Origin of the sequence: Methylobacterium platani (assembly GCF_001653715.1) — a bacterium.
In the GTDB taxonomy this organism is placed as follows: Bacteria; Pseudomonadota; Alphaproteobacteria; order Rhizobiales; family Beijerinckiaceae; genus Methylobacterium; species Methylobacterium platani.
Genome location: NZ_LWHQ01000013.1, coordinates 30,640 through 55,530, shown reverse-complemented (window position 1 = coordinate 55,530; position 24,891 = coordinate 30,640). Strand labels below are relative to the sequence as shown.

Sequence of the window (24,891 nt, the reverse complement as noted above, 5' to 3'; positions counted from 1 at the left end):
GGGGCAGCGCGACGCTGATCCAGGTGGCGCCCGTCAGAGCGGTTCAGTTTTATCCGGAAACGGCGTCCCCTCTCCCGGCCTGCTCCGCAGGCCACCCTCCCCCGCAGAGAGGGGAGGGTTATCCGCGCGTCACACGGTCTGCGTTGGAGCGCGAGGACAGGGCGATGCGGTAGCGCCACCCCGCGCTGCACCCTAAAATCAACAATCACCCCACGGACCACCGGAGGAACACCCCCATGATCGGCAGGCTCAACCACGTCGCCATCGCGGTGAAGGATCTCGAGGCCGCAGCCAAGGTGTATCGCGACACCCTCGGGGCGACGCTGTCGGCGCCGCTGCCGCAGCCGGAGCACGGCGTGACGGTGATCTTCGTGGAGCTCCCCAACAGCAAGATCGAGCTGCTCGAGCCGCTGGGCGCCGATTCGCCGATCAACGCCTTCCTGGAGCGCAACCCGGGCGGCGGCATCCACCACGTCTGCTACGAGGTCGACGACATCCTGGCGGCGCGGGACAGGATGAAGGCGCAGGGCGCGCGCATTCTCGGCTCGGGCGAGCCGAAGACCGGCGCCCACGGCAAGCCGGTGCTGTTCATGCACCCGAAGGACTTCCTCGGCACCCTGGTCGAGCTGGAGCAGGCGTGAGCGTGGACGCCCTCCTCGAGCGCGGCACCGCCTCGATCCCCCGTACCCTCGGCCTGTGCATCCTGCTGATGCTGCCGGTGATGCTGCTCGCCGTCTGGGGCTTCCGCCTCAGCGGGTTCGGGGCCGGGGCGCTGTACTTCGTCGTGTGGTGGACGGTGCTGTTCGCGGTGCTGCCGTTCCGGGCCGCCCCGGACGGGAGCGAGGTGGTGGTGCCGGGCCAGGACCTCGGCGCGCCGCACAAGCCGCAGATGCGCCGCAAGGCCGTGTGGACCACGCTCGTCTCCGACGTGGTGTTCATCATCGCCGTCGCGGCTTTTCCGCTCGCCGGGTTGTAACAGGACGCGACCCTGAGCGGTCGCGACCTGCCCCAATGCAGAGCAGGACGAAGAACCGGAAGTCCAAAATAAAAAAGCAAGGCTCGGAAGCCTTGCTTGATAGCTTTCTGAATGTTTTGACCAGCCGTTGCTATGTTGTTCACCCGTTGGGGCGTTGAGGCTGGCTTTTCCTCCCGAGACTCGGACCTTGCGCGGCGCCGTTCGGCCTGCCTGCGCATCATCGCGATGCCGCTTATAGGAATAAGAATTCGCATTGTCACCTGGCTTCGAGCAGATTGATGCGTTTTTTTGCATGGCCGCCGCATTTTTCTCTCCGGCCCCGCGTCGGGCGCGGGCGGGGGGCCGGCCCGCGTACTGCCGGCGTTTCATGTTTTGCGAACGGGGCCGGAAGCGTGCAAAAGGGCGATCCCGGGGATCCCCCGTTTCCCGGCGGGGCGCGAGCCCCCGACGAAGCCACCGCCTGCCACGCCAAGGTCCGACATGCGTCTCAGCCGCTATTTCCTGCCCATCCTGCGCGAGACGCCCAAGGAAGCCGAGATCGTCTCGCACCGGCTGATGCTGCGCGCCGGCATGATCCGCCAGGAGGCGGCCGGCATCTACGCCTGGCTGCCGCTGGGCTTGAGGGTGCTCAACCGGGTCGCCGACATCATCCGGGCCGAGCAGGACCGCTCGGGCGCCGTCGAGCTGCTGATGCCGACGATCCAGTCCGCGGACCTGTGGCGCGAATCCGGCCGCTACGATGCGTACGGCAAGGAGATGCTGCGCATCAAGGACCGGCACGAGCGCGACATGCTGTTCGGGCCGACCAACGAGGAGATGATCACCGCGATCTTCCGCTCGGCGGTGCGCTCCTACAAGGACCTGCCGAAGAACCTCTACCACATCCAGTGGAAGTTCCGCGACGAGGTGCGGCCGCGCTTCGGCACGATGCGCTCGCGCGAGTTCCTGATGAAGGACGCCTACTCGTTCGACCTCGACCAGGCGGGCGCGCGGCACTCCTACAACAAGATGTTCGTCGCCTACCTGCGCACCTTCGCGCGCCTGGGCCTCAAGGCGATCCCGATGCGGGCCGAGACCGGTCCGATCGGCGGCGACCTCAGCCACGAATTCATCATCCTGGCCCAGACCGGCGAGAGCGAGGTCTTCTGCGACCGCGCCTATCTCGACTTCCCGACCCCCGAGGCGACGATCGACTTCGACGACGTCGCCGGGCTCCAGGCGACCGTCGATCACTGGACCTCGCGCTATGCCGCGACCTCCGACATGCACGACGCCGCTTCCTTCGCGCAGGTGCCGGAGCCCGAGCAGATGGCCGCCCGCGGCATCGAGGTCGGCCACATCTTCTACTTCGGTACCAAGTACTCGGAGCCGATGGGCGCCAAGGTGACCGGTCCCGACGGGCAGGAGCGCCCGGTCCACATGGGCTCCTACGGCATCGGCCCGAGCCGGCTGGTGGCGGCGATCGTCGAGGCCGGCCACGACGAATCCGGCATCGTGTGGCCGGACGCGGTGGCGCCGTTCGACGTCGCGCTCCTCAACCTCAAGGTCGGCGATGCGGCGACCGATGCGGCCTGCGCCAAGCTCCAGGGCGAGCTCGAGGCCGCCGGCCTCACCGTCCTCTACGACGACCGCGACGAGCGCCCGGGCGGGAAGTTCGCCACCGCCGACCTGATCGGCCTGCCCTGGCAGGTCATCGTCGGGCCGAAGGGGCTGGCCGAGGGCAAGGTCGAGGTGAAGCGCCGCGCCACCGGCGCCCGCGAGACCGTGGCGCCGGACGCCGTGGCGGCGTATCTGCGCCAGAACCGGACCGCCTGACCCGATGGCCCTCGCCGCGATCCGCGAGCGCCTGCCGAATCTCGGCGCTCTCCTGAAGGCGCGCGGCGCGGGCGCCACCCTGCCGTTCGCGCCGTTCGAATGGACGATCGCCGGGCGCTACCTGCGCACCCGGCGCAAGGAAGGCTTCGTCTCGGTCATCGCCCTGTTCTCGTTCCTCGGGATCATGCTGGGAGTGGCCACCCTCATCATCGTGCTCTCGGTGATGAACGGCTTCCGCAAGGAGCTCCTGAGCAAGATCGTCGGCATCAACGGCCACATCTTCGTGGCGCCGATCGACCGGCCGCTCACCGACTTCGCCGACCTGTCGGAGCGGCTCGGCAAGGTCGCGGGTGTCCGCCTCGCCCTGCCGATGGTCGAGGGACAGGCCTTCGCCTCGTCGCAGTTCGGCGGCTCGGGCGTGCTGGTGCGCGGCGTGCGGGCCGACGACCTCCAGAAGATCCCCTCGGTCGCCAAGACCATCCGGGGCGGCACGCTGGAGAACTTCGACACCGGCGGCGGCGTCGCCATCGGCAAGCGGCTCGCCGAATCCCTCGGCCTGCAGGCCGGCGACACCATCACGCTCGCGACCCCGAAGGGCGCCACGACCCCGTTCGGCACCGCGCCGCGGATCAAGAGCTACAACGTGGCGGCGGTGTTCGAGGTCGGCATGTCCGAGTTCGACGGCACCTTCGTGTACATGCCGCTGACGGAAGCGCAGGCCTTCTTCAACCGCGACAACGACGTCTCGGTGATCGAGATCTTCCTCGACAACGCCGATTCGGTCGGGGAGGCGCGGGGAGAGCTCGAGCTGGCGGCGGAGCGCCCGGTGCTGATCACCGACTGGCGCCAGCGCAACCGCACCTTCTTCTCCGCCCTCGAGGTGGAGCGCAACGTGATGTTCATCATCCTGACGCTGATCGTGCTGGTGGCGGCGCTCAACATCGTGTCCGGCCTGATCATGCTGGTGAAGGACAAGTCGAGCGACATCGCGATCCTGCGCACCATGGGGGCGACGCGGGGCGCGATCATGCGGGTGTTCCTCATCACCGGCGCCTCGATCGGTATCCTCGGCACGCTCGCCGGCTTCGTCCTCGGGCTGGTGTTCTCGGCCAACCTCACGGTGATCCAGCGCACGCTGTTTCCCGGCGCCTGGGACCCGACGGTGCGGTTCCTGTCGGAGATCCCGTCCGAGACCAATGCGAGCGAGGTCGTCGCCGTCGTGGCGATGTCGATGGTGCTGTCGCTCCTCGCCACGCTGTACCCGTCCTGGCGCGCCGCCCGGCTCGACCCGGTGCAGGCCCTGCGCTACGGCTGACCCTTCGGGCGCGTTCCGCCCGATCCCGTACCCGAGTACCCTCCGGATGACGCTGCCCGCCTCTCCCTCACGCCCCGCCCCGCGCCGCCTCGCGAGGGGCGCCTGACCCCGATGGACGCCTCCCCGCAGCAGCCGGTGCCGGCGCTCTTCCTCGCCCGGGTCGAGCGCCGCTACGCCCAAGGCGCCGGCCATCTCGAGATCCTGCGCGGCGCCGATCTGGCGATCTGGCCCGGCGAGATCGTCGCGCTCGTCGCGCCGTCCGGCACCGGCAAGTCGACCCTGCTCCATGTCGCCGGGCTGCTCGAGCGGCCCGACGGCGGCGAGGTCTATATCGGCGGCCAGCCGAGCGCCCGGATGGACGACGCCGCCCGCACCCGGATGCGGCGCGAGGAGATGGGCTTCGTCTACCAGTCGCACCACCTGCTGCCCGAGTTCTCGGCGCTGGAGAACGTGGTGCTGCCCCAGCTCATCCGCGGCCTCTCTGCGAAGGAGGCGCGCTCGCGCGCCGGCGAGCTCCTGACCTTCCTCGGCCTCAAGGAGCGCCTGAGCCACCGCCCGGCGGAGCTGTCGGGCGGCGAGCAGCAGCGCGTCGCGATCGCCCGGGCGCTCGCCAACGGCCCGCGGCTGCTGCTCGCCGACGAGCCGACCGGCAACCTCGACCCGCAGACCGCCGGCCACGTCTTCGCGATCCTGGTCTCGCTGGTGCGGGCGTCGGGGGTGGCAGCCCTGATCGCCACCCACAACCTCGAGCTGGCCGCCCGGATGGACCGGCGGGTCACGATCCAGGACGGGCTCATCGTCCAGCTCGCCTGACCCCGTCGCCGCCGGCCCGCCGGACGCTACATATGGTCCGCAAGGCCGGGTCCGGAGGCGCTTTCACCCCCCAGGATACCCCGCACCTAAGACTTTTGGACGGCCCCACCGTTCAGCTTGCGTTGGGCCGGGGAATGGTCCAACCCGGCGGGAACGTCAGGCGGCAGCCGCTACGAACGGACGAGTGACATGGCCGGAAGTGACATGGCGAAGTGGGTCTACACCTTCGGCGACGGCAAGGCCGAGGGCAAGTCGGCGATGCGCGACCTGCTCGGCGGCAAGGGCGCGAACCTCGCCGAGATGTCGAATCTCGGCCTCCCGGTGCCGCCGGGCTTCACCATCACCACCGAGGTCTGCACCTATTACTACGACCACGGCCGGCAATACCCCCCCGAGCTGGAAGGCCAGGTCGCCGCGGCGCTCGAGGCGGTCGGGTCCTTGACCGGCCGTCGCTTCGGCGACGCCGAGTCGCCGCTCCTCGTGTCGGTGCGCTCCGGCGCCCGGGCCTCGATGCCCGGCATGATGGACACGGTGCTCAATCTCGGCCTCAACGACACCACCGTCGAGGCGCTCGCCCGCGGCGCCGGCGACGCGCGCTTCGCCTATGACAGCTACCGCCGCTTCATCACCATGTACTCGAACGTGGTGCTCGGCGTGGAGCACCACTCCTTCGAGGAGGTGCTGGAGCGCTACAAGGACGAGAAGGGCCTCACCCTCGACACCGAGCTGGGCGCGGCCGACTGGAAGCACCTGATCGGCGAGTACAAGGCGCTGGTGAAGCGCGAGCTCGGCCAGGAGTTCCCGCAGGATCCGCAGGCCCAGCTCTGGGGCGCGATCGGCGCGGTGTTCGGCTCGTGGATGAACCCGCGCGCCAACAAGTACCGCGAGCTGCACAGCATTCCGGCGAGCTGGGGCACCGCGGTCAACGTCCAGGCCATGGTCTTCGGCAACATGGGCGAGACCTCGGCCACCGGCGTCGCCTTCACCCGCAACCCCTCCACCGGCGAGAAGGCGCTCTACGGCGAGTTCCTGATCAACGCACAAGGCGAGGACGTGGTGGCGGGCATCCGCACGCCGCAGGACATCACCGAGGTCGCCCGCATCGAATCCGGCTCCGACAAGCCGTCGATGGAGCGGGCGATGCCGGAGGCCTATGCCGAGCTGGTCCGGATCTACGGGATGCTCGAGCACCATTACCGCGACATGCAGGACCTGGAATTCACGGTCGAGACCGGGAAGCTCTGGATGCTGCAGACCCGCAACGGCAAGCGGACGGCGAAGGCCGCGCTCCGCATCGCGGTCGAGCTCGCGGCGGAAGGCCTGATCACCCACCAGGAGGCGGTCGGCCGCGTCGAGCCGGCCTCCCTCGACCAGCTGCTGCACCCGACCATCGACCCGAAGGCCGAGCGCAAGGTCATCGCTACCGGCCTGCCGGCCTCGCCGGGCGCGGCGTCCGGCGAGATCGTGTTCAACTCCGAGGAGGCCGAGGCGGCGAAGAAAGCCGAGCGCAAGGTCATCCTGGTCCGCATCGAGACCTCGCCGGAGGACATCCACGGCATGCATGCCGCGGAAGGCATCCTGACCACCCGCGGCGGCATGACCTCGCACGCGGCGGTGGTCGCCCGTGGCATGGGCAAGCCGTGCGTGTCGGGCGCCGGCCAGATCCGGGTCGATTACGCCGCCCGCACCCTGTCGGTCGGCGGCGTGACGCTGAAGGCCGGCGACCGCATCACCATCGACGGCTCGAACGGCCAGGTCATGCAGGGGTCGGTCGAGATGGTCGAGCCCGAGCTGTCGGGCGACTTCGCGGCGCTGATGGAATGGGCCGATGAGGTCCGCACCATGAAGGTCCGCACCAACGCCGAGACCCCGCTCGACGCCCGCACCGCCCGCAAGTACGGCGCCGAAGGCATCGGCTTGTGCCGCACCGAGCACATGTTCTTCCAGGAGGAGCGCATCGTCGCGATGCGCGAGATGATCCTGGCGGACGACGCGGAAGGGCGGCGCGCCGCGCTCGCCAAGCTCCTGCCGTACCAGCGCCAGGACTTCGTCGAGTTGTTCACCATCATGTCGGGCCTGCCGGTGACGATCCGGCTCCTCGATCCGCCGCTGCACGAATTCCTGCCGCATTCCGACAAGGAGATCGGCGAGGTCGCCGCCGCCACCGGCGTCCAGGAGGACAAGGTGCGGCGCCGGATGAACGAGCTGCACGAGTTCAACCCGATGCTCGGCTTCCGCGGCTGCCGGCTCGCGATCCTCTATCCGGAGATCGCCGAGATGCAGGCCCGGGCGATCTTCGAAGCGGCCGTCGAGGCCGCCAAGCAGACCGGCACGCCGATCATCGCCGAGGTGATGGTGCCGCTGGTCTTCACCCGCACCGAGTTCGACCTGGTGAAGGCCCGCATCGACGCCATGGCGCAGGCCGTGGCCTCGGAGACCGGCACCAAGGTCGAGTACCAGGTCGGCACGATGATCGAGCTGCCGCGCGCGGCGCTGCGCGCCGGCGACATCGCCCAGACGGCGGAGTTCTTCTCCTTCGGCACCAACGACCTGACCCAGACCACTCTGGGCATCAGCCGAGACGATGCCGGCCGGTTCCTCGGCCCGTACACGCAGCGCGGGATTCTCGCCTCCGACCCGTTCGTGTCGATCGACCAGGAAGGCGTGGGCGAACTCGTGCGGCTCGCCGCCGAGCGCGGCCGGGCGGTGCGGGACAAGCTCAAGCTCGGCATCTGCGGCGAGCACGGCGGCGATCCGGCCTCGATCGCCTTCTGCCAGGAGACCGGCCTCGACTACGTCTCGTGCTCGCCCTTCCGCGTGCCGATCGCCCGGCTCGCGGCGGCGCAGGCGGCGCTGAAGGTCAAGGGCCGCGGCGAGGCGTGAGCCAACACATCGCTCTGTTATAGGAGCACTTTCCCCTCCCCCTTGTGGGGAGGGGGAGGCGCCTGACCATTTCGCGCAGGCACAAGCGGACGACGTTACAGACGCCGACCGCCCCGAGAGAGGACCCCATGCGCGAGCCGCCTCCCGCCGGCCGGCCCGATGCGGAAGCCGGCGCCCGCCTGTGGCGCGGCTCGCTCGCGCAGCGCTTGCGGCTGGTCTCCGGCCTCGTTCTGTTCGCCTTCGCGGCGACCCACTTCGCCAATCACGCGCTCGGCCTCGTCGGGCTCGACACGATGATGGACGTGGCACGCTGGCGCACCGCCGTCACGCGCTCGATTCCCGGCAGCCTGGTCCTCGGCCTCGCGCTCCTGGCCCACGTCGCCTTCTCGCTCGTGTGGCTCGCCGAGCGGCGGACGCTCAGGATGCCGCCCTGGGAGGCGGCGCAGACGCTGCTCGGCTTCGCGATCCCGTTCCTGCTGGTGCCGCACATCCTCGGCACCCGGATCACCAGCCTCGTCGACGGCACGCGGACCAATTACGCCTACGTGATCGTCCGCATCTGGCCCGACGGCATGGGCTTCCAGACCGCGCTGCTGCTGGTCGTCTGGCTCCATGGCTGCCTCGGCCTGCATGCCTGGCTGCGCCTGTCGCCGCTCTACCGGCGGATCGCGCCGCTGCTCGCGGTGCCGGCCTTCGGCCTGCCGGCGGCGGCGATCGCCGGCATCGTCACCCAGGGGCGGCTGATGGAGCGCGACCTGGTGCTGGCGCGCCGCTTCGACGCGCCGGATCTCGGCGCCCGCTGGCAGGTGCCGCCGCTCGATTCGGCGGTCGCGGCCTGGGGCGACACCGTGACGGGTGCGATCTACGCGGCGGTCGCGCTCGCGTTCGGCCTCGTGCTGATCCGGGCGGCCGCGACCCTGCGGGCCCGGCGCTTCGGCGTGACCTATGTCGGCGGTCCGACGGTGCGCAGCCAGGAGGGACCGACCCTCCTCGAGATCAGCCGGGCGAACCGGGTGCCGCACGTCTCGGTCTGCGGCGGGCGCGGACGCTGCTCGACCTGCAGGGTGCTGGTGGTGAGCGGGGAGGAGAGCCTGTCGGTGCCCGACGCCCAGGAGGCGGCGGCGTTGCGGGCGATCGGGGCGCCCGCCAACGTACGCCTCGCCTGCCAGGCGAAGCCCTCCGGCGACGTGGCGGTGATCCGCATCCTCGATCCGCGCCGCTCCGAATCGGCGGACAAGCACCTCGCGAACACGGATGTCGCCGGCATCGAGCGCGAGGTGGCGATCCTGTTCATCGACATCCGCGGCTTCACGCCGCTCTCCGAGCGCAAGCTGCCCTTCGACGTGGTGTTCATCCTCAACCGCTTCTTCGAGGCGGCGGGGCGCGAGATCGAGGCGGCGGGGGGCTGGATCGGCGGCTATGCCGGCGACGGGCTCCTCGCCCTGTTCACCCATCCGGACGGGATCGGCCCGGCCTGCCGGGCCTCCTTCGCGGCGGCGGGCCGCGTCGACGCGGCGGTGGGCGAGCTCAACCGCCAGCTCGCCGCCGAGCTGCCGGCGGCGCTCCGGATGGCGATGGGCCTGCATGCCGGCCCCCTGGTCCTCGGCCGCCTCGGCTACGGCGCGAGCCGCGGCATGTCGGTGATCGGCCCGGCGGTGAACCTGGCAAGCCGCCTCGAATCCCTCGCCAAGGCCGCCGACGTCCAGCTCGTCGCCTCCGAGGAGGCGGCGCTGCGGGCGGGAATCGCCGTCGATGGTCTGCAGGAGATTCCGGGCCTGCGGATCGAGACCGTCGCGGTGCGGGGCGTCGCCGCCGCGCTGCCGGTGATCTACGCCCCGCGGGCCGGCGACCTCGCCGGTCGGCTGCACCGTCCGGCCTCGGCTTAACCAACGATCAACCATACCCCGCGACACTCGCCGCCACGGTGTTTCTCGTCCCGCGCGCCGCGCGGGCCAGGGCGGAGTGGGGTCGGGACAGTGGGCAGGCGGTATTTGCGCAGGCGGGACCTGCGCAGACGGCAGGCACGGCGGACGAAGGGGATGCGCTGGCTCGCCGCCGCCGTCGCGCCCTGGGCCGTGGGTCTCGGCGTCCTGGTCTCGTTCACGGCCTCGGCCGGCTACGAGACCTCGCTGGGCTCGAACGCCGTCGCGCGCCTCGTTCCCCGCGGGATGCCGCCGCTGCCGGAGCGGGGCCTCATCACCCAGGTTAACCTGGTGCAGGTCGGCCTCGGCGGCCCCCTGCGCCTGTCCCTCGATGCCGAGCCGCTGCGCCCGGACCTGAAGACCGATGCCCGCACCCGGCCGCTGGCCCAGCGCACCCACAAGGGCGACGCCCTGGTGCCGGCCCGGGTCGCGGGCGCCGCCCGCCCGGTCTCCGCGACCGCCGGCTGGCTCGGCAGCAGCGGCCCGAGCGTCGCTTCGACCTTCACCCCCGGCACCGCGACCTGGAACCCGGACCTCGAGCCGCAGGAGGGCTTCGTGCCCTTCGCCGAGGCCGAGGGCGAGGCGGGCGCGAGCTCGCCGGCGGCCGGCGCCACCGCGCCGACCCGCGGCGCGAGCGCCGGCGGGCAGACCGCCGCCAAGGACCGCGAGACCGTCGCCGGCCGCGGCGGCAGCACCCCGGCGGTGCCGCGCGCCGTCGCCCTGTCCTCGACGACCCCGGCCCCGGCCGATGCGACGCCGGTCGAGATCGCCGCCGGCGGCCAGATCTCGCCGCGCCTCGACCGCGACGTCCGCGCCGCGATCACCACCGCGGCCCGGATCGCCCCGGAGGCGCTGCCGAGCGAGGATGCCCGGCGCCGCTACGCCGACCTCATCACCCCGGAGAATGCCGAGAAGGAGCAGCGCTGCCTCGCGGAAGCGGTCTACTTCGAGGCCCGCGGCGAGCCCGAGCAGGGCCAGGCCGCGGTCGCCCAGGTGGTGCTCAACCGCGCCAAGAGCGGCCTCTATCCGTCGAACATCTGCGGCGTCGTCTACCAGAACCGCCACCGCTACATGGGCTGCCAGTTCTCCTTCGCCTGCGAGGGCAAGTCGCTGCGCATCACCGACGACGCCTCGTGGCAGACCGCGACCCGCGTCGCCCACGCGGTGGTCGAGGGCCGCACCTACCTCGCCGATGTCGGCGGGGCGACCCACTACCACGCCGACTACGTCAAGCCGCGCTGGTCGCGCCGCCTGCGCAAGATGGACGTGATCGGCCGCCACATCTTCTACCAGCTGCGGCCGGGGCAGACCTGAGCGGGCGATGTCCGGCGGCGGCGCGACGCGACGGGCTGTCCGGTCGGGCCGGGCGAACCGGCAGCGCCATCGACGCCTCGTCCCGTCGGTCCCGGTCTCGCCTGGGCGGGAACCCGGAAGTCCTCCCCGGCGACGCTCGTCCCGCACGGTTGATGCCGAGTTGATCGCCTCGCGACAATTCGCAGGTTCCCGAGTCCCGCGTCCCGTTCGACTCGCAGGCTTGCGCGATTCCCTCCGCAATTCACCGAAATACGTAGTAAATCCCGAGGGCAATTTTACCCTCTTCGGGCTTTCGGCTTGCCTGCCGGGGGCCGCAGCGGCTTCTCTCTCGGGCAAGCGTGGCGCTGGCGAGCGTCGCGCGGAGCCATTCCCGCTACCCCCGAGGAAGCCAGATCATGACCGCCCCGGTCACCCGTCTCATCGCCGCGACCGCCCTCGCGGCGGGCCTGCTCTCCGCCGCGCCGGCCCTCGCCGGCGGCTACGGCTGCACCACCGACTGCTACCGCCAGGTCTCGACCCCGCCGGTCTACGGCACGGTGTCAGAGCAGGTGATGGTGCGCCCGCCGCGCACGGTCACCCACGTCGTGCCGCCGGTCTACGACACCGTCTCCGAGCAGGTGCTGGTCTCGCCGCCCCGCCGGGTGTGGCAGACCTCGGTCGACGCCTACGGCCAGACCGTCGGCTGCTGGGTCACGATTCCGGCCCGCTACGCCACCCAGACCCGCCGGGTGCTGGTGCGCCCGGCCCAGGTGGTGCCGCAGGTGATCCCGCCGGCCTACGCCTCCTACCAGCGCCGCGTCCTGGTGGAGCCCGGCCGCTCGGGCTGGGTGCCGGCCAATGGCGGGTACGGCGGCGGCTACGGCGCCGGCCCGGCCCCGGGCGGCATCGTCGGGGCGGGCCTCGGCCTCGCGGGGGCCGGCATCGGGCTCGCCGGTGCGGCGGTCGGCGCCGGGACCGGCCTCGTCTTCGGCGGCGGCAGCGTCTACGACGGCTACTGAGCCGACGCGCGGCCCGGGTCCGGCCCGGGCCGCTCCGCCCGTCCCACCTTGCCGAGGCGGCGGCACCGCCCCACAACCCTGCGCGAGGCGGGCGGCTCGATCCGCGCGCAAGCAGGGAGTCGGATGCGTGGGCACCTTCAAGGCGGTCGTGATCGAGAAGGCGGAGGGCGGCCAGCGCGTCGCGCTGCGGGATGTCGACGAGTCCGAGCTGATGGACGGCGACGTCACCGTCCGGGTCACCCACTCGACCCTCAACTACAAGGACGGTCTGGCGCTGACCGGCAAGGCCCCGGTGGTGCGGCGCTGGCCGATGATCCCCGGCATCGATTTCGCCGGCGTGGTCGAGACCTCCTCCCACCCGGACTGGAAGCCCGGCGACGCCGTGGTGCTGAACGGCTGGGGCACCGGCGAGACCCATCTCGGCGCCTACGCGGAGAAGTCCCGGGTGAAGGGCGACTGGCTGGTCGCGCTGCCGGCCGCCCTCACCCCCGAGCAGGCGATGGCGATCGGCACCGCCGGCTACACCGCGATGCTGGCCCTGCTGGCGCTGGAGCGCCACGGCCTCACCCCCGAATCGGGCCCGGCCCTGGTGACGGGCGCCGCCGGCGGCGTCGGCTCGGTGGCGGTCTCGCTGCTGGCGAAGGCCGGCTGGCACGTCGTCGCCTCGACCGGGCGGGCCGGGGAGGAAGCGGAGTACCTGCGCGGCCTCGGCGCCGCCGAGATCATCGACCGGGCGGAGCTGAGCGCGCCCGGCAAGCCCCTGGCGAAGGAGCGCTGGGCCGCCGCGATCGACGCGGTCGGCTCGACGACGCTCGCCAACGCGCTGGCGATGACCCGCTACGGCGGCGCCGTCGCGGCGTGCGGGCTGGCCGGCGGCATGGACCTGCCGACCTCGGTGGCACCGTTCATCCTGCGCGGGGTCGCGCTCTACGGCATCGAGAGCGTGATGGCGCCGCTCCCCTTGCGGCGCGAGGCCTGGGCCCGGCTCGCCCGCGACCTCGATCCCGCCGCGCTCTCGGCGATGACCACCACCGTGCCCCTCGCCGAGGTGATCGAGCGCGGCCCGGAGATCCTGGCCGGGCGCACCCGCGGGCGGACCGTCGTGACGATCGCCTGATCGATCACCGGCGCGAGGGCGCCGCGGGAAACAGCGACGAACGGACCGCGGCAAGCGGAACCATGACGGCGTCCCGCGCATTGCCCGTTTCATGAGCATCGCTTTCGTTCGCGAGAAGGAGGGCGGGGAAGCCTTCGAGGATCTCCCCGACCGTCCCGTCTCCCCGCACCCGAACTTCGTCACGCCGGAGGGCCTCGCCCTGATCGACGCGGAGCTCGACCGGCTGCACACCGAGCATGCCGGCCTGTCGCACGACGACAAGGCGAACATGGCGCGGGTGAACCGCGACCTGCGCTACTGGACCGCCCGGCGCAACTCGGCGCAGGTCGTCGAGCAGCCCCCCGGCGACACGGTGCATTTCGGCTCGACCGTCACCATCGCGCGCGAGGACGGCGCCGAGCAGACCTTCCGCATCGTCGGCGAGGACGAGGCCGATCCGGCCAAGGGCACCATCGCGTACGTCGCACCCCTTGCCCGCGCCCTCACCGGCAAGCAGGCCGGCGATGCCGTGACGGTGGCGGATCACGAGGTCGAGATCGTCTCCGTCCGCTGAGGCGGAGGGTGAGGCGGGGAGTCTCGTCGCCGCGACGGGGCCCGCCCCTCGATCAGGTCGCGCTCGCGGGCGATGGCCGCACCGACGAAGTCGAGGAAGGCCCGCACCCGGGCGGCCCGGCGCAGGTCGGGATGGGTGAGGAGCCACAGTCCCGCATCGAGCTCGGGCTCCGAACCGGAGAGCCGCATCAGGCCCGGCCTCCGGTCGCCGATGACGCAGGGCAGGGGGCCGATGCCGATTCCCGCCTCGACCGCGTCGGCCAGGCCCTGCACCGTGTCGAGGCGCAGGACCACGCGCTCCGGCTCGGTCCGTTCCTGCACGTAGCGCGCCGCCGCGGCCGCCCCGAGCCGCGGGGCCGGCGAGACCCAGCGCTGCCGCGCATCGTCGTCGCGGTCGGCCCGGCCGTAGAGCGCCCAGGCGATGGTGGCGAGGCGCCGCCCGACCAGGGTGTCGGGCGGGTCGTTGGTCGCGCGCAACGCCACGTCGGCGTCGCCCTTGGCGAGGTTGAGCGCCTGTTCCGACACTACGACGTCGAGGCGCACCTCCGGGCAGCGGGCGCAGAACTCGGCGAGGATCGGCGTCAGCAGTCCGGTGAGCAGCGAGGCCGCGGTGGTCACGCGCAGCTCGCCGGCCGGGCTCAGGCCCTGGCTCTCGATCCGGCGGGTGAAGGCGAGCACGTCCTCCTCCATCCGGGCGGCGATCCGCGCCATCTCCTCGGCCGCCGGCGTCGGCACGTAGCCGGTGCGGTGGCGCTCGAAGAGCGGGGTGCGCAGCGCCGCCTCGATCTGGCCGAGGCGCCGGAAGGCGGTGGAATGATTGATGCCGAGCCGCTCGGCGGCGAGCGTCAGGCCGCGCTGGTCGGAGATGGCCTTCACCAGCCGGAAATCGTCCCAGGCGAGGGCGGCGGTCATGGCGTCGAACTCCTGACCTTGCGGGCGTGCAAGCGCGGGCTTGCAGCATAGGCCATTTCCCGCAGGTCCGCGATCGACGATGGTCCGCCCCGAACACCGACGGAGATCACGCGATGGCGAAGGTTCTGGTCCTCTACTACTCCACCTACGGCCACATCGAGACGATGGCCTACGCGGTCGCCGAAGGCGTGCGCGCGGCGGGCGCCGAGGCGGTGGTCAAGCGGGTGCCCGAGCTGGTGCCGGAGGAGGTCGCGCGCAACGCGCATTACAAGCTCGACCAGGCGGCGCCGGTGGCGACGGTCGACGAGCTGCCGACCTACGATGCGATCATCTTCGGCACGCCGACCCGCTACGGCAACATGGCCTCGCAGATGAAGAACTTCATCGACCAGACCGGCGGTCTGTGGGCGAAGGGCGCGCTCGTCGGCAAGGTCGGCTCGGTCTTCACCTCGACCGCCTCGCAGCATGGCGGCCAGGAATCGACGATCCTGAGCTTCCACACCGTGCTGCTGCATCAGGGCATGGTGGTGGTGGGCCTGCCCTACAGCTTCCAGGGCCAGCTCGGCACGACCGAGGTGATGGGCAACTCGCCCTACGGCGCCTCGACCATCGCGGGCGGCGACGGCAGCCGCCAGCCGAGCGCGGTCGAGCTCGAGGGCGCCCGCTTCCAGGGCCGCCATGTCGCCGGCATCGCGGCGAAGCTGGCCGGCTGAGGCCGCCCAAAGAAAAAGCCCGGACGGTGATCCGGGCTTCTGAGGCGGAAGGTCGATGGGGGCTTAGGTGACCTTCTAGATCTCACAAACGCGCTCCCGCGGGATCGGTTCCGCGGGTTTCGCGAAAAAGTTTCGCCACGGCTGCGACGGGCCGGCCGTTCCCGCCCGAGGCGGCGCGCACGAGGCCCTATGGGTCGTCGCGGCTGGATCATCTCGGCGCCGCCGCCCGCGCGAGACGGTCGCGGATCGCCTCGCCGAGGCCGTGATCCGGGATCGGCACCACCGCGATCGTCGCGGCGCCGCTGGCATCGAGCCGGCGCAGCCCGGCGAAGAGGTGGGCCGCCGCCTCGGCGAGGTCGCCGGCCGGGCTGAGATTGAGGGAGGCGGCCGCCCCGCCGAGCCCCTCCGGCACGGTCGGGCCGAACAGCAGCACCGCCTCGCCGGGCCGGATCGCGGCGGCATCGAGCCGCACCGCGGCGCGGGGCGCGTAGTGCGAGGCGAGGAGCCCGGGCGAGACCGGCGCCGCCCCGGCCGGTGCCGCCGGCAGCGCCAGCGCCCGTCCCAGCACCGCCTCGACGGCCTCGCGCGCGACGCCGCCCGGCCGCAGCAACACCGGCGGGCCGTCGAGGCAGGCGACGATGGTCGATTCGACGCCGACCGGGCAGGGCCCGCCGTCGAGCACGGCCGCGATCCGCCCGGCGAGATCGCCGAGCACGTGGTCGGCTTGCGTCGGGCTGACCCGGCCCGAGCGGTTGGCCGAGGGCGCCGCCACCGGGCACCCCGCCGCCGCCAGCACCGCGCGGGCGAGCGCGCTCCCCGGCACCCGCAGCGCGACGCTCGGCAGCCCGGCCCGGGCGAGGTCGCAGACCCGGCCTCCCGCCGCCGCCGGCACCACCAGGGTGAGGGGGCCGGGCCAGAAGGTCTGCGCGAGGCGCAGGGCGTCGGGACCGAACACGCCTTCCCGCCGCGCCGCGTCGAGATCGGGCAGGTGGGCGATCAGCGGGTTGAAGCGCGGCCGCTCCTTGGCGGCGTAGATGCCCGCCACCGCCGCCGGGTTCCCGGCATCGGCGCCGAGGCCGTAGACGGTCTCGGTCGGGATCGCGACGAGCCCGCCCGCCCGCAGCAGCGCGCCGGCCTCCGCGACGCCCGCGGCATCGGCGGCGAGCTGCCGGGTCGGCATTGACCCGCGATCATCGTTCACGTCTAAACTATCCGTCACCATGCCGCCGGCCGTAGCGTCGGCAGCGGCCGCACGTCAAATCCAAAGGGTGGCTCGCAGGCGAGCCCGCATAGCGGGCTCTCCCGTGAAGCCGCCCCGCTCTCCCGGGAGGAGCCCTCGATGACGACCTATCGCGCGCCCGTGGCCGAGATGGCCTTCACCCTCCGGCACGTCGCCGGGCTCGACCGCGCCATCGCGGAGGGGCTGCACGGCGACCTCTCGGACGACCTCGTCGACACCATCCTGGACGAGGCCGGCCGCTTCGCCAACGACGTGGTGGCGCCGCTCAACACGATCGGAGACCGCCACGGCACCCCGCTCAAGGACGGGGTGGTGACGATGCCGCCGGGCTACCGCGAGGCCTACCGCGCCTGGACCGAGGGCGGCTGGAACGCGCTCCCGGGCCCGGTCGAGTATGGCGGCCAGGGCCTGCCGATCCTGCTCAACGCCGCCTGCATCGAGATGTGGAACTCCGCCGCGATGGCCTTCGGCCTCGGGCCGCTGCTCACCGCCGGCGGCGTCGAGGCGCTGAGCCGCCACGGCAGCGAGGCGCTGCGCACCCGCTACCTCGAGAAGCTGGTCTCGGGCGAGTGGACCGCCACCATGAACCTCACCGAGCCGCAGGCCGGCTCGGACCTCTCGGTGATGCGCACCCGGGCCGAGCCGGCCGGCGACGGCTCCTACCGGATCTCGGGCGAGAAGATCTACATCACCTGGGGCGAGCACGACCTCACCGACAACATCGTGCACCTGGTCCTCGCGCGGCTCCCCGACGCGCCGGCCGGCACCCGCGGCATCTCGCTGTTCCTGGTACCGAAGGTGCTGCCGGACGGCGCGCGCAACGCGCTCGTCTGCGCCGGCATCGAGCACAAGCTCGGCATCCACGGCTCGCCGACCTGCACCATGGTGTATGACGGCGCGACGGGCTGGCTCGTCGGCGAGGCCAACCGGGGCCTCGCCTGCATGTTCACGATGATGAACAACGCCCGCCTCGGCGTCGGCCTCCAGGGCGTGGCGATCGCCGAGCGGGCCTATCAGCAGGCCCTGTCCTACGCCCGCGACCGCCGCCAGGGCCGCGCCACCGCGGCCGCCGAGGGCGCAAGCGCGATCATCGAGCATCCCGACGTCCAGCGCATGCTCCTCACCATGAAGGCGCTGACCGGCGCCTCGCGCGGCATCTGCTACCTGACGGCCGAGGCGATCGACCGCGCTCACCGGGCGCCGGACGAGGCGGCCCGTAAGGCGGCGCAGGCCCGGGCCTCGCTGCTGACCCCGGTGGCCAAGGCCTTCTCGACCGATATCGGCATCGAGGTCGCCTCGCTCGGCATCCAGGTCCATGGCGGCATGGGCTTCGTCGAGGAGACCGGCGCCGCCCAGCACCTGCGCGACGCCCGCATCGCGGCGATCTACGAGGGCACCAACGGCATCCAGGCGATCGACCTCGTCACCCGCAAGCTGCCCTTGGCGGACGGCGCGGTGGTGCGCGGGCAGATCGGCGCGATGCGCCTTGCCGCCGAGCGGGTGCTGAAGGAGGGCGGTCCCGCCTTCGGCCACACCGCCCCGCGCCTGCGCGAGACGATCGAGGCGCTCGACCGGGCGACCGGCTACCTTCTCAAGGCGCTCGGCTCGAACCGTCCCGAGGAGGCCCTGGCGGGCGCGACCCCGTACTTGCGCCTGTTCGGCCTCGCCCAGGGCGGCACCTGCCTGGCGCAGAGCGCGCTCGCCGCCAACGCCGCGATGAAGGACGGCGCGACCGACCCGGCGCACCCGGCCCGCATCGCGCTGGCCCGGTTCTTCGCCGAGAACCTCGCCACCGCGTCCCGCGGGCTGGAGGAGACGGTGACCGGCGGCGGCGGCTTCCTGCAGGACGGGGCGCTGGCGCTGGCGGGGTGATGGACGCGCCACGGGCAACCCGCCCCATCCCGCCCACGCCCCCATCCTGAGGTGTCGGTCCATCGGGGAGGGACCGACCTCGAGGGAGGGCTCAGGAGATCGCAGCGCCTTCCGGAAGCCCTCCTTCGAGGCCTCCGCTTCACTCCGGCACCTCAGGACGAGGTCGCAGGATGGGTGAGCGGAGCCTTCCCGGCCGGAGCCGGGACTTTCTCCCAGCCGTTCAAGCCCATTCCCGGATCTTCCCATGACCGACCACGTCCGCATCACCGACGAACCCGGCGGCGTCCGCCTCGTCCAGCTCGTCCGGCCCGAGAAGAAGAACGCCCTCACGGGGGCGATGTACGACGCCATGCGGGAGGCGCTGGAGGGCGCCGACCGGGAGGGCTCGGGCGTCGGCGCCGTGGTCTTCGCCGGCGCTGACGGCGTGTTCACCGCCGGCAACGACATCGCCGACTTCGTCGCCCGGGCGGACGCCTCCTTCGGCGAGGCGCCGTCCTTGCGCTTCATCCGCCGGCTCGCCGCGACCTGCACCCCGATGGTGGCGGCGGTGGACGGCCTGGCGGTCGGCGTCGGCACCACGCTGACGCTCCATTGCGACCTCGTCTACGTCGCACCCGCCGCGACCTTCCGGATGCCCTTCGTCGATCTCGGCCTCGTGCCGGAGGCGGCGTCGAGCTACCTGCTGCCGCGCCGGGTCGGGCTGCCCAAGGCGACGGAGCTGCTGCTGCTCGGCGAGGCCTTCGGCGCCGACGAGGCGGTGCGGCTCGGCCTCGCCAACGCGGTCGTGCCGGCCGACGGCCTCCTCGAGCACGCGCTGGCGCAGGGCGCCAAGCTCGCCGCCAAGCCCCGCCAGGCGCTCGCCGCCGCCCGCCGGCTGATCCGCGGCGACCACGCCGCCGTGCAGGCCGCCATGGATGCGGAGGCCGAGGCCTTCGACGCGGCGCTCCGCTCGCCCGAAGCGCAAGCCGCGTTCCAGCGCTTCCTGTCCCGCGGCACCCGGTGAGGCCGGCCGGCATCCCCGATCTCTCGGGGAAGGTGTGCCTCGTCGCCGGCGCCTCGCGGGGGGTCGGCCGCGGCATCGCCCGGGCGCTGGGCGAGGCCGGCGCCACCGTGGTGGTCACCGCCCGCTCCAGCGAGACCGGGGCGCGCACCGACCAGCGCCCGGAAGCCCTGGAGGACACCGCCCGGGAGGTCGACCTCGCCGGCGGGCGCGGCCACCACTACCTCTGCGATCACGCCCGCGAGGTCGAGGTCGACGGAATGGTGCGCTGGGTACTGCGCCGCTTCGGCCGCATCGACGTCGCGGTGTCGAGCGTCTGGGGCGGCAACGAGGGCTATGACGGGGTGCGCTACCCCGACGGCGCCGCCTGGGGCACCGCCTTCTGGCGCCGCGGCCTCGCGCCGTTGCGGCAGAACCTCGAGACCGGGCCGCTCGCCGGCCTTCTCCTCGCCCGGGCGGTCGCGCCCGCGATGGTCTCGGCCAAGGGCGGCCTCATGGCGCTGGTCTCGTTCGGGACCGACGACTATCTCGGCGACCTGTTCTACGATCTCGCCAAGGCCGCCACCAACCGCCTCGCCCTCGGCATGGCGGCGGAGCTCGGCCCCTACGGCGTCACGGCGCTCGCGCTGGCGCCGGGCCCGGTGCGGACCGAGCGGGTGATCGAGGCCGGGATGGCCGGGGAGGCGGGCGAGAGCCCGCTCTACGCGGGACGGGCGCTGGCGGCGCTCGCGGGCGACCCGGAGGTCGGCACGCGGTCGGGGCAGGTGCTGCACGCCGCCGATCTCGCACGCGCCTACGGCTTCACCGACGAGGACGGGACGCGGCCGGAGCGCTACCGGACTGGGAGCGTCTAGGATGGGGATCCGCCCGGCTCGGCCTCGCGGAAGGCGGTTGGAGCAGCGCCCTCCGGACCTGTCCTCGAACGATGGAGGGGCTTGCGGAATGGATTGCGCGACGTACCCTTCCGGTATGGCCAGCCGTCTCCTCACGTTCGTCACGGACACGCCCCCCCGTCCCGCCGTCCGGGACCGAGACCGAGACGAGGCGTCTCGCATCGAGGAGCTCGACCGTGTCGCGCTGCTGTCGGACGTCGTCGGAGACGATCAGGTGACGGTACCGGCGGGTTCCGTCGGGACCGTGGTCGCGATCTGGGCCGGGGGGGCCGCCTTCGAGGTCGAGTTCACCGGGCCGGTGGACGCGCTCGCGACCGTGAACGCTGCCCTTCTGAGGGTCGTCGGACAGGCAACGGCTTGACCGCCACCCACCCCTACCCGTCCGCCTTCACGATCTCGGAAGCGAAGGTCGCGGGCTACCTTCTGAATGCCGAGAGCGACGACGGGGCAGCGAAGGCCGCCCTTCTCATGCGGTTCGGCTTCTCGCCCGATCGGCCTCTCGAACTGATGGACGCCCTCGGCCGACATCCCTCGCCGGCATCATGGGCCGCGGCCTTCGCGGCACCACACGGGATCAAGCACTATTTCGAAGGGCCTCTCCGTAGCCCGGACGGCCGCGATCCGTACATCCGGAGCGTCTGGCAGGTCGATTACGACCGGGATGACAGATCGGCAAAGTTCGTGACCATCCGTCCCGTGTCGCGCCCGGTCGAGGGAGCAGGCTAGAGTAGCGCCCGATCACGTTGCAATTGGGCGCTGCGCGAGGTCTTTGCTGCTGCCGCATTTTCTTCGCCCAAACGGCCGCCACTTGGTCGGAAAATTTAGTACGACCCACCCGCCACCCCGGCCGTCACCAGGGCCACGCCCGAGCTGGTGCCGAGCCGCGTCGCCCCGGCCTCGACCAGGGCGCGAGCGACCTCCAGGCTGCGCACGCCGCCCGACGCCTTGACCCCGAGGGCGTCGCCCACGGTCGCGCGCATCAGGGCGACGTCCGCCACGGTGGCGCCGCCGGTCGAGAAGCCGGTCGAGGTCTTGACGAAATCGGCCCCGGCCTCTGCGGCCAGGAGGCAGGCGAGGCGCTTCTGCGCCTCGTCGAGCAGGCAGGTCTCGACGATGACCTTCAGCACGCGGCCCCGGCAGGCCGCCCGCACCGCCGCGATGTCGGCCCGCACGGCATCGTGACGCCCGTCCTTCAGGGCACCGAGCGCGATCACCATGTCGATCTCGGCCGCGCCGCGGGCCACCGCGCCCGCAGCCTCGGCGGCCTTGTCGGCCGGCATCGACGCCCCGAGGGGGAAGCCGACGACGGAGCACGGGGCGACGCCGCTGCCCGCCAGGATCTCCGCCACCGGGCCGACATGGACCGGATTGACGCAGACCGCCTTGAGGCGGTGCGCCAGCGCCTCCTCGCACAGGCGCCGCACCTCGGCGCCGGTCGCGTCGGCCCGCAGGAGCGTGTGGTCGATCAGGCCGGCGAGGCCGGCGGGGGCGGACGCATCCAAAGGCGGGTCTCCTGCGCGGCGCCGGGGAGACCCGCCGCCGGACGGGACTGGCCCCCGGCGGCCGGATCGTCAAGCGCGTCGCGCGGTCAGCGCCCGCCGGCGCCGCGGATCGCCGCCACGGTCTTCTCGACGAAGGCGACGCCCGGCTCGGTGAAGGTGATCTCGTCGTCGCTCAGGGTCGCGAGGCCGCGTTCCTCGACCTCGGCCGCACCCTGCGGGTCGGCCTGGTGGCCGCTGCCGTCCCGGCGCACCACCGAGCTGATCGGCTGGCCGCTGATCAGGTGGTGATAGGCCGCGAAGGCGAAAATCGACAGGGCGCGGTCGGAGAGGTCGCGGGTCTCGGCGGGCATCGGGTCGGGCCTCGTGGAACGGGGAGGGGAAGGACCCGCGGGGTGACGGGCCCGTGTCCCGCCCAACGCCCGGGATCGTCGAAAGCCCCGCGTCCCCGGTGACGCAGGCCCCCTCACCGCAGCCGGGCCGGAGCCGGCATCGCCGAGGTCTTCTCGTCGTAGAGCACGGTGTAGGTTCCGGCCTCGAGCTCGAACATCGCGTAGTCGAGCCCCTTGATCGTCTCGACCCGGAACGGCACCCGGTGGCCGCCGCGGGTGATGGCGGCGAGGCGGTGGGACAGGGCCGAGACCGGCAGCATCCCGGTCGCCTGCTCCGGCCCGTCGGGGAGACGGACGCGGAAGGTCAGGTCGTACCCGCTCCAGGCCAGGGCCTCGAACCGGGTCGCCTCGCGCCGATCGATCCACCGCAGCAGCTGCGCCGCCGAGATCAGGGCGACGCCGCGCTCGCGCGCCGCGCTCACCAGGTGGTCGAAGTAGCGGTCGCTGTAGTCGTAATGGGTGCCGAAGGCGCCGAAGAACTGCTCGGGGCCGAGTGCCCGGTCGAGCATGACCTCGATGCCGCGCCGCTGGTCGATGCCGTTCTCGTTCACCAGGTGGCTGGCGGCCTGGTAGATGTCGAGGACGCGGCCGTCGAGGTCGGCGAAGCGCTGGGGGAAGCCCGATCCGGTCATGAAGCCCGGCCGCCGCCGGATCCAGGACCCGGGCCAGTAATAATAGCCGAGATCGAGCCGGATCCCGGCCGAGCGCTCGATCTTGGCGGTGTCGGCCCAGCCGTTCCAGGTGACGCAGTGCAGGCGGTGCGTCGTCTGCATCGGCAGGCCGAGCTTGCGCCCGATGCCGCCGGCCTGCCGGCCGAGCGCCAGCCCGAGCGCCGCCGCGTCGACGTCGCGGCAGCCGGTATCGACGTGGATCGCCGTCTCGAAGCCCAGCGCCGCGTAGGCCTGCGCCTGCTCCGGCGCCAGGCGGGTCTCCGGGGTGACGTAGGAGGTCGCCCGCGCGCAGTCCCAGGTCCCGGGCCGGCACTCGAGCGGGCTCTCGGCGACGAGGCGCCTGTAGGCGCTCAGCGTCCCGTCGCGGGTGGCGTGGTCGTCGCCCGCCATGACGAGCGCGGCGCGGCGCTCGTCCGGCAGGTACCAGATCCGCGGCAGCGGCAGGCGCCCGGCCGCCATCGTGACGATCAGGTTGGCGAGCAGCCGCTGCTGCTCGTCGGCCTGCGGGATCGCCACCCGCGACAGGTCGAGGAAGTCGGGGAAGAACAGGTCGTTGGCTCGCCGGGGCGGCCGGCCGTCCCGCTCCTGCCCGGCGAAGGCCGGGTTGCCCTGGCGCAGGCGCACGACCGAGGTGGCGAGGTCGAAGGCGAAGGCCGCCGCCTGGCCCTGGCCGGCCCGGCGCAGCGACACGGCCGGAAAGGGCAGGGCCTCGGCACCGGTCGAGAGGCGCGCGACGGCGGTCGCGTCCTCCAGGGCGTAGAGGCTCGCCGGCCCGTGGATCTGCATCGCCTCGCGGACGATGCCGCGGGCGGCCGGCGCCGCGGCCTCCGTCTGCAGGTAGCGGCCGTCCACCGGCCCGCCGGCCGGGGCCAGCCCGAACAGCGGCAGCCAGCCGCCCTGCGGCCGGATCGCGATCAGGTTGCCGCCGGACCCCACCCAGGCGGCGAGCCGCCCGGCCAGCGCCTCGTCCGGCGTCTCGGTCATCAGGACGAGGGCCGCCCCGGCGAGGCGCTCCGGCGTGAGCGCCTCGGGGGCCACCGTCGCGAACAGGTTCAGCCCCTCCGCCCCCAGGATCTCGGCGTAGTAGGGCCCGAACGGGTTGCCCGGCCCGACCGCGACCAGGATCGGCGCCCCAAGCATGTCCGCCGGCACGTCCGCCGGCACCGGCGTCGCCGCCACGGTGAAGCGCGGCTCCGCCGGCTCCGCGAGCCGAAGCCCGAGGAGGCTCGCCGGCCGGGTCCCGGTTCCGACCGCGACCCGGTAGCTCGCGCCGGGCCGCAGCGGCGCGAGCGGCGTCAGCCGCGCCCGGCGCGCCCCCGCATCGTACGCGACCGCTGCCGGCACGGCACCGCCGCCCTCCTCGCGCAGGGACAGCGAGGCCGGCGAGACCGTGTCGGGGTCCATCGCGCGCGAGAATTCGATCGCGATCGGCAGGCCGGGATAGACTTCGGTCGCGCCGTCGATCGGCATCGACGCCACGACGCGCGGCAATAACTGATCAAGCATGAAGCGGGCTGAGACAGCAACCACCAAGCACACACCCACCGACACCAGCAGGCGAAGGACGGTCCGCTGCATGACGTATCTCGACTCACATCTGTCCTGTTATGACCGATGCTTAACAGCAGGATGTAGCCGGGGACAGGATCGACGGCGCCGACCAGCGCATCCCTTGGTGGAGGGACGCGGTCGGGGCCTACCGCTTTCGGTGGAGGGCACCCGAGGCGGCGGGCGCAGCATCGCGGGACCCAGCCAAAAACCGGATGATCTCGAGATCAGCGATGTCGGGGTGATCCGGCCGGTGGCGCTCCCAAGGGGACTCGAACCCCTGTTTTCGCCGTGAGAGGGCGACGTCCTAGACCGCTAGACGATGGGAGCTGGCCCGGCGGGATGGCGGCTGTATAGCGACGCTCGGCCCGCGGCGCAAGCCTCTTTCGAGCACCGTCCGGTCGTACGGCAACACGGTACACGACAGCGCGACCTCGGCCCGACCA

The 24,891-nt window shown here is 72.5% G+C and carries 22 protein-coding genes and 1 tRNA gene; 17 read left to right on the top strand and 6 right to left on the bottom strand.

Features of this window, described 5'->3' with window-relative positions; translation table 11 throughout:
• Positions 1–236 precede the first annotated feature (236 nt).
• From mce to greA, 11 genes are all read left to right on the top strand, one after another.
• Positions 237–641 carry a methylmalonyl-CoA epimerase gene (gene mce / locus A5481_RS06880; RefSeq protein ID WP_048431979.1) on the top strand — a complete coding sequence of 135 codons (405 nt, stop codon included), beginning with the start codon at positions 237–239 and terminating at the stop codon, positions 639–641.
• The gene (locus A5481_RS06875) at positions 638–976 is read left to right on the top strand and encodes a DUF1467 family protein (protein ID WP_245238604.1); all 339 of its coding nucleotides are present in this window, start codon (positions 638–640) and stop codon (positions 974–976) included. The genes mce and A5481_RS06875 overlap by 4 nt, the downstream gene beginning before the upstream one ends.
• Positions 977–1,456: 480 nt before the next feature.
• Positions 1,457–2,791, top strand: coding sequence for a proline--tRNA ligase (proS, locus tag A5481_RS06870; RefSeq protein WP_048431978.1), 1,335 nt, complete (start codon positions 1,457–1,459; stop codon positions 2,789–2,791).
• A 4-nt stretch (positions 2,792–2,795) separates the two neighbouring features.
• Positions 2,796–4,106 (top strand): lipoprotein-releasing ABC transporter permease subunit, encoded by a 1,311-nt coding sequence (locus tag A5481_RS06865; RefSeq protein ID WP_048431977.1) that lies wholly within the window; start codon positions 2,796–2,798, stop codon positions 4,104–4,106.
• Positions 4,107–4,217: 111 nt separating this feature from the next.
• Positions 4,218–4,919, top strand: coding sequence for an ABC transporter ATP-binding protein (locus A5481_RS06860; RefSeq protein ID WP_048431976.1), 702 nt, complete (start codon positions 4,218–4,220; stop codon positions 4,917–4,919).
• Positions 4,920–5,123: 204 nt separating this feature from the next.
• Entirely contained in the window at positions 5,124–7,802 is a 2,679-nt protein-coding gene (gene ppdK, locus A5481_RS06855; protein ID WP_048431975.1) for a pyruvate, phosphate dikinase, read from the top strand.
• 128 nt (positions 7,803–7,930) lie between these two features.
• Positions 7,931–9,688 carry an adenylate/guanylate cyclase domain-containing protein gene (locus A5481_RS06850; RefSeq protein ID WP_064503842.1) on the top strand — a complete coding sequence of 586 codons (1,758 nt, stop codon included), beginning with the start codon at positions 7,931–7,933 and terminating at the stop codon, positions 9,686–9,688.
• A 153-nt stretch (positions 9,689–9,841) separates the two neighbouring features.
• Positions 9,842–11,038 (top strand): cell wall hydrolase, encoded by a 1,197-nt coding sequence (locus A5481_RS06845; RefSeq protein WP_082172917.1) that lies wholly within the window; start codon positions 9,842–9,844, stop codon positions 11,036–11,038.
• 395 nt (positions 11,039–11,433) lie between these two features.
• The gene (locus A5481_RS06840) at positions 11,434–12,036 is read left to right on the top strand and encodes a hypothetical protein (protein ID WP_048431973.1); all 603 of its coding nucleotides are present in this window, start codon (positions 11,434–11,436) and stop codon (positions 12,034–12,036) included.
• Positions 12,037–12,163: 127 nt separating this feature from the next.
• Positions 12,164–13,153 (top strand): acrylyl-CoA reductase (NADPH), encoded by a 990-nt coding sequence (gene acuI / locus A5481_RS06835; RefSeq protein ID WP_048431972.1) that lies wholly within the window; start codon positions 12,164–12,166, stop codon positions 13,151–13,153.
• 91 nt (positions 13,154–13,244) lie between these two features.
• Entirely contained in the window at positions 13,245–13,706 is a 462-nt protein-coding gene (gene greA, locus A5481_RS06830; protein ID WP_048431971.1) for a transcription elongation factor GreA, read from the top strand.
• Here the strand turns inward: greA and A5481_RS06825 are convergent.
• Entirely contained in the window at positions 13,676–14,617 is a 942-nt protein-coding gene (locus tag A5481_RS06825) for a LysR family transcriptional regulator (protein ID WP_048431970.1), read from the bottom strand. The two genes, greA and A5481_RS06825, sit on opposite strands and share 31 nt — an antisense overlap.
• A gap of 113 nt (positions 14,618–14,730) precedes the next feature.
• On the opposite strand from A5481_RS06825, the gene wrbA reads away from it, so the two are divergent.
• Positions 14,731–15,330, top strand: a complete 600-nt coding sequence (gene wrbA, locus A5481_RS06820) for an NAD(P)H:quinone oxidoreductase (RefSeq protein WP_048431969.1) — start codon at positions 14,731–14,733, stop codon at positions 15,328–15,330.
• Positions 15,331–15,538: 208 nt separating this feature from the next.
• Here the strand turns inward: wrbA and A5481_RS06815 are convergent, their stop codons facing one another.
• A complete protein-coding gene (locus A5481_RS06815; protein WP_048431968.1) occupies positions 15,539–16,552 on the bottom strand; it encodes an L-threonylcarbamoyladenylate synthase in 1,014 nt (337 codons plus the stop codon).
• A gap of 117 nt (positions 16,553–16,669) precedes the next feature.
• Between A5481_RS06815 and A5481_RS06810 the strand changes: the two genes are divergently transcribed.
• The 5 genes from A5481_RS06810 to A5481_RS06790 all read left to right on the top strand — a co-directional run bounded on the left by A5481_RS06810 (position 16,670) and on the right by A5481_RS06790 (position 21,061).
• Positions 16,670–18,442, top strand: coding sequence for an acyl-CoA dehydrogenase family protein (locus A5481_RS06810; RefSeq protein ID WP_064503841.1), 1,773 nt, complete (start codon positions 16,670–16,672; stop codon positions 18,440–18,442).
• Between the two features lie 244 nt (positions 18,443–18,686).
• Entirely contained in the window at positions 18,687–19,445 is a 759-nt protein-coding gene (locus A5481_RS06805) for an enoyl-CoA hydratase-related protein (RefSeq protein WP_064503840.1), read from the top strand.
• A complete protein-coding gene (locus A5481_RS06800) occupies positions 19,442–20,296 on the top strand; it encodes an SDR family NAD(P)-dependent oxidoreductase (protein WP_048434334.1) in 855 nt (284 codons plus the stop codon). Before A5481_RS06805 ends, A5481_RS06800 begins: the two co-directional genes overlap by 4 nt.
• An 88-nt stretch (positions 20,297–20,384) precedes the next feature.
• Complete coding sequence (locus A5481_RS06795; protein WP_245238858.1) at positions 20,385–20,696, top strand: DUF4926 domain-containing protein; 312 nt, start codon at positions 20,385–20,387, stop codon at positions 20,694–20,696.
• The gene (locus tag A5481_RS06790; RefSeq protein WP_053082386.1) at positions 20,693–21,061 is read left to right on the top strand and encodes a DUF6883 domain-containing protein; all 369 of its coding nucleotides are present in this window, start codon (positions 20,693–20,695) and stop codon (positions 21,059–21,061) included. The genes A5481_RS06795 and A5481_RS06790 overlap by 4 nt, the downstream gene beginning before the upstream one ends.
• A 95-nt stretch (positions 21,062–21,156) precedes the next feature.
• On the opposite strand, the gene deoC is transcribed toward A5481_RS06790, so the two are convergent.
• From deoC to A5481_RS06770, 4 genes are all read right to left on the bottom strand, one after another.
• Entirely contained in the window at positions 21,157–21,837 is a 681-nt protein-coding gene (deoC, locus tag A5481_RS06785) for a deoxyribose-phosphate aldolase (protein ID WP_048434333.1), read from the bottom strand.
• An 86-nt stretch (positions 21,838–21,923) separates the two neighbouring features.
• Positions 21,924–22,187 (bottom strand): hypothetical protein, encoded by a 264-nt coding sequence (locus tag A5481_RS06780; RefSeq protein WP_048434332.1) that lies wholly within the window; start codon positions 22,185–22,187, stop codon positions 21,924–21,926.
• 113 nt (positions 22,188–22,300) lie between these two features.
• Entirely contained in the window at positions 22,301–24,403 is a 2,103-nt protein-coding gene (locus A5481_RS06775; RefSeq protein WP_280818848.1) for an Ig-like domain-containing domain, read from the bottom strand.
• Positions 24,404–24,699: 296 nt separating this feature from the next.
• Positions 24,700–24,775, bottom strand: a tRNA-Glu gene (locus tag A5481_RS06770).
• Between the last annotated feature and the right edge of the window lie 116 nt (positions 24,776–24,891).

Coding starts and splice junctions, on each gene's coding strand:
- A5481_RS06795 (WP_245238858.1), top strand. CDS start 20,385: ATGGATTGCGCGACGTACCCTTCCGGTATGGCCAGCCGTCTCCTCACG.
- A5481_RS06805 (WP_064503840.1), top strand. CDS start 18,687: ATGACCGACCACGTCCGCATCACCGACGAACCCGGCGGCGTCCGCCTC.
- A5481_RS06865 (WP_048431977.1), top strand. CDS start 2,796: ATGGCCCTCGCCGCGATCCGCGAGCGCCTGCCGAATCTCGGCGCTCTC.
- A5481_RS06860 (WP_048431976.1), top strand. CDS start 4,218: ATGGACGCCTCCCCGCAGCAGCCGGTGCCGGCGCTCTTCCTCGCCCGG.
- wrbA (WP_048431969.1), top strand. CDS start 14,731: ATGGCGAAGGTTCTGGTCCTCTACTACTCCACCTACGGCCACATCGAG.
- A5481_RS06815 (WP_048431968.1), bottom strand. CDS start 16,552: ATGGTGACGGATAGTTTAGACGTGAACGATGATCGCGGGTCAATGCCG.
- ppdK (WP_048431975.1), top strand. CDS start 5,124: ATGGCGAAGTGGGTCTACACCTTCGGCGACGGCAAGGCCGAGGGCAAG.
- A5481_RS06840 (WP_048431973.1), top strand. CDS start 11,434: ATGACCGCCCCGGTCACCCGTCTCATCGCCGCGACCGCCCTCGCGGCG.
- A5481_RS06850 (WP_064503842.1), top strand. CDS start 7,931: ATGCGCGAGCCGCCTCCCGCCGGCCGGCCCGATGCGGAAGCCGGCGCC.
- A5481_RS06810 (WP_064503841.1), top strand. CDS start 16,670: ATGACGACCTATCGCGCGCCCGTGGCCGAGATGGCCTTCACCCTCCGG.
- A5481_RS06775 (WP_280818848.1), bottom strand. CDS start 24,403: ATGCTTGATCAGTTATTGCCGCGCGTCGTGGCGTCGATGCCGATCGAC.
- mce (WP_048431979.1), top strand. CDS start 237: ATGATCGGCAGGCTCAACCACGTCGCCATCGCGGTGAAGGATCTCGAG.
- proS (WP_048431978.1), top strand. CDS start 1,457: ATGCGTCTCAGCCGCTATTTCCTGCCCATCCTGCGCGAGACGCCCAAG.
- A5481_RS06825 (WP_048431970.1), bottom strand. CDS start 14,617: ATGACCGCCGCCCTCGCCTGGGACGATTTCCGGCTGGTGAAGGCCATC.
- A5481_RS06845 (WP_082172917.1), top strand. CDS start 9,842: ATGCGCTGGCTCGCCGCCGCCGTCGCGCCCTGGGCCGTGGGTCTCGGC.
- greA (WP_048431971.1), top strand. CDS start 13,245: ATGAGCATCGCTTTCGTTCGCGAGAAGGAGGGCGGGGAAGCCTTCGAG.
- A5481_RS06780 (WP_048434332.1), bottom strand. CDS start 22,187: ATGCCCGCCGAGACCCGCGACCTCTCCGACCGCGCCCTGTCGATTTTC.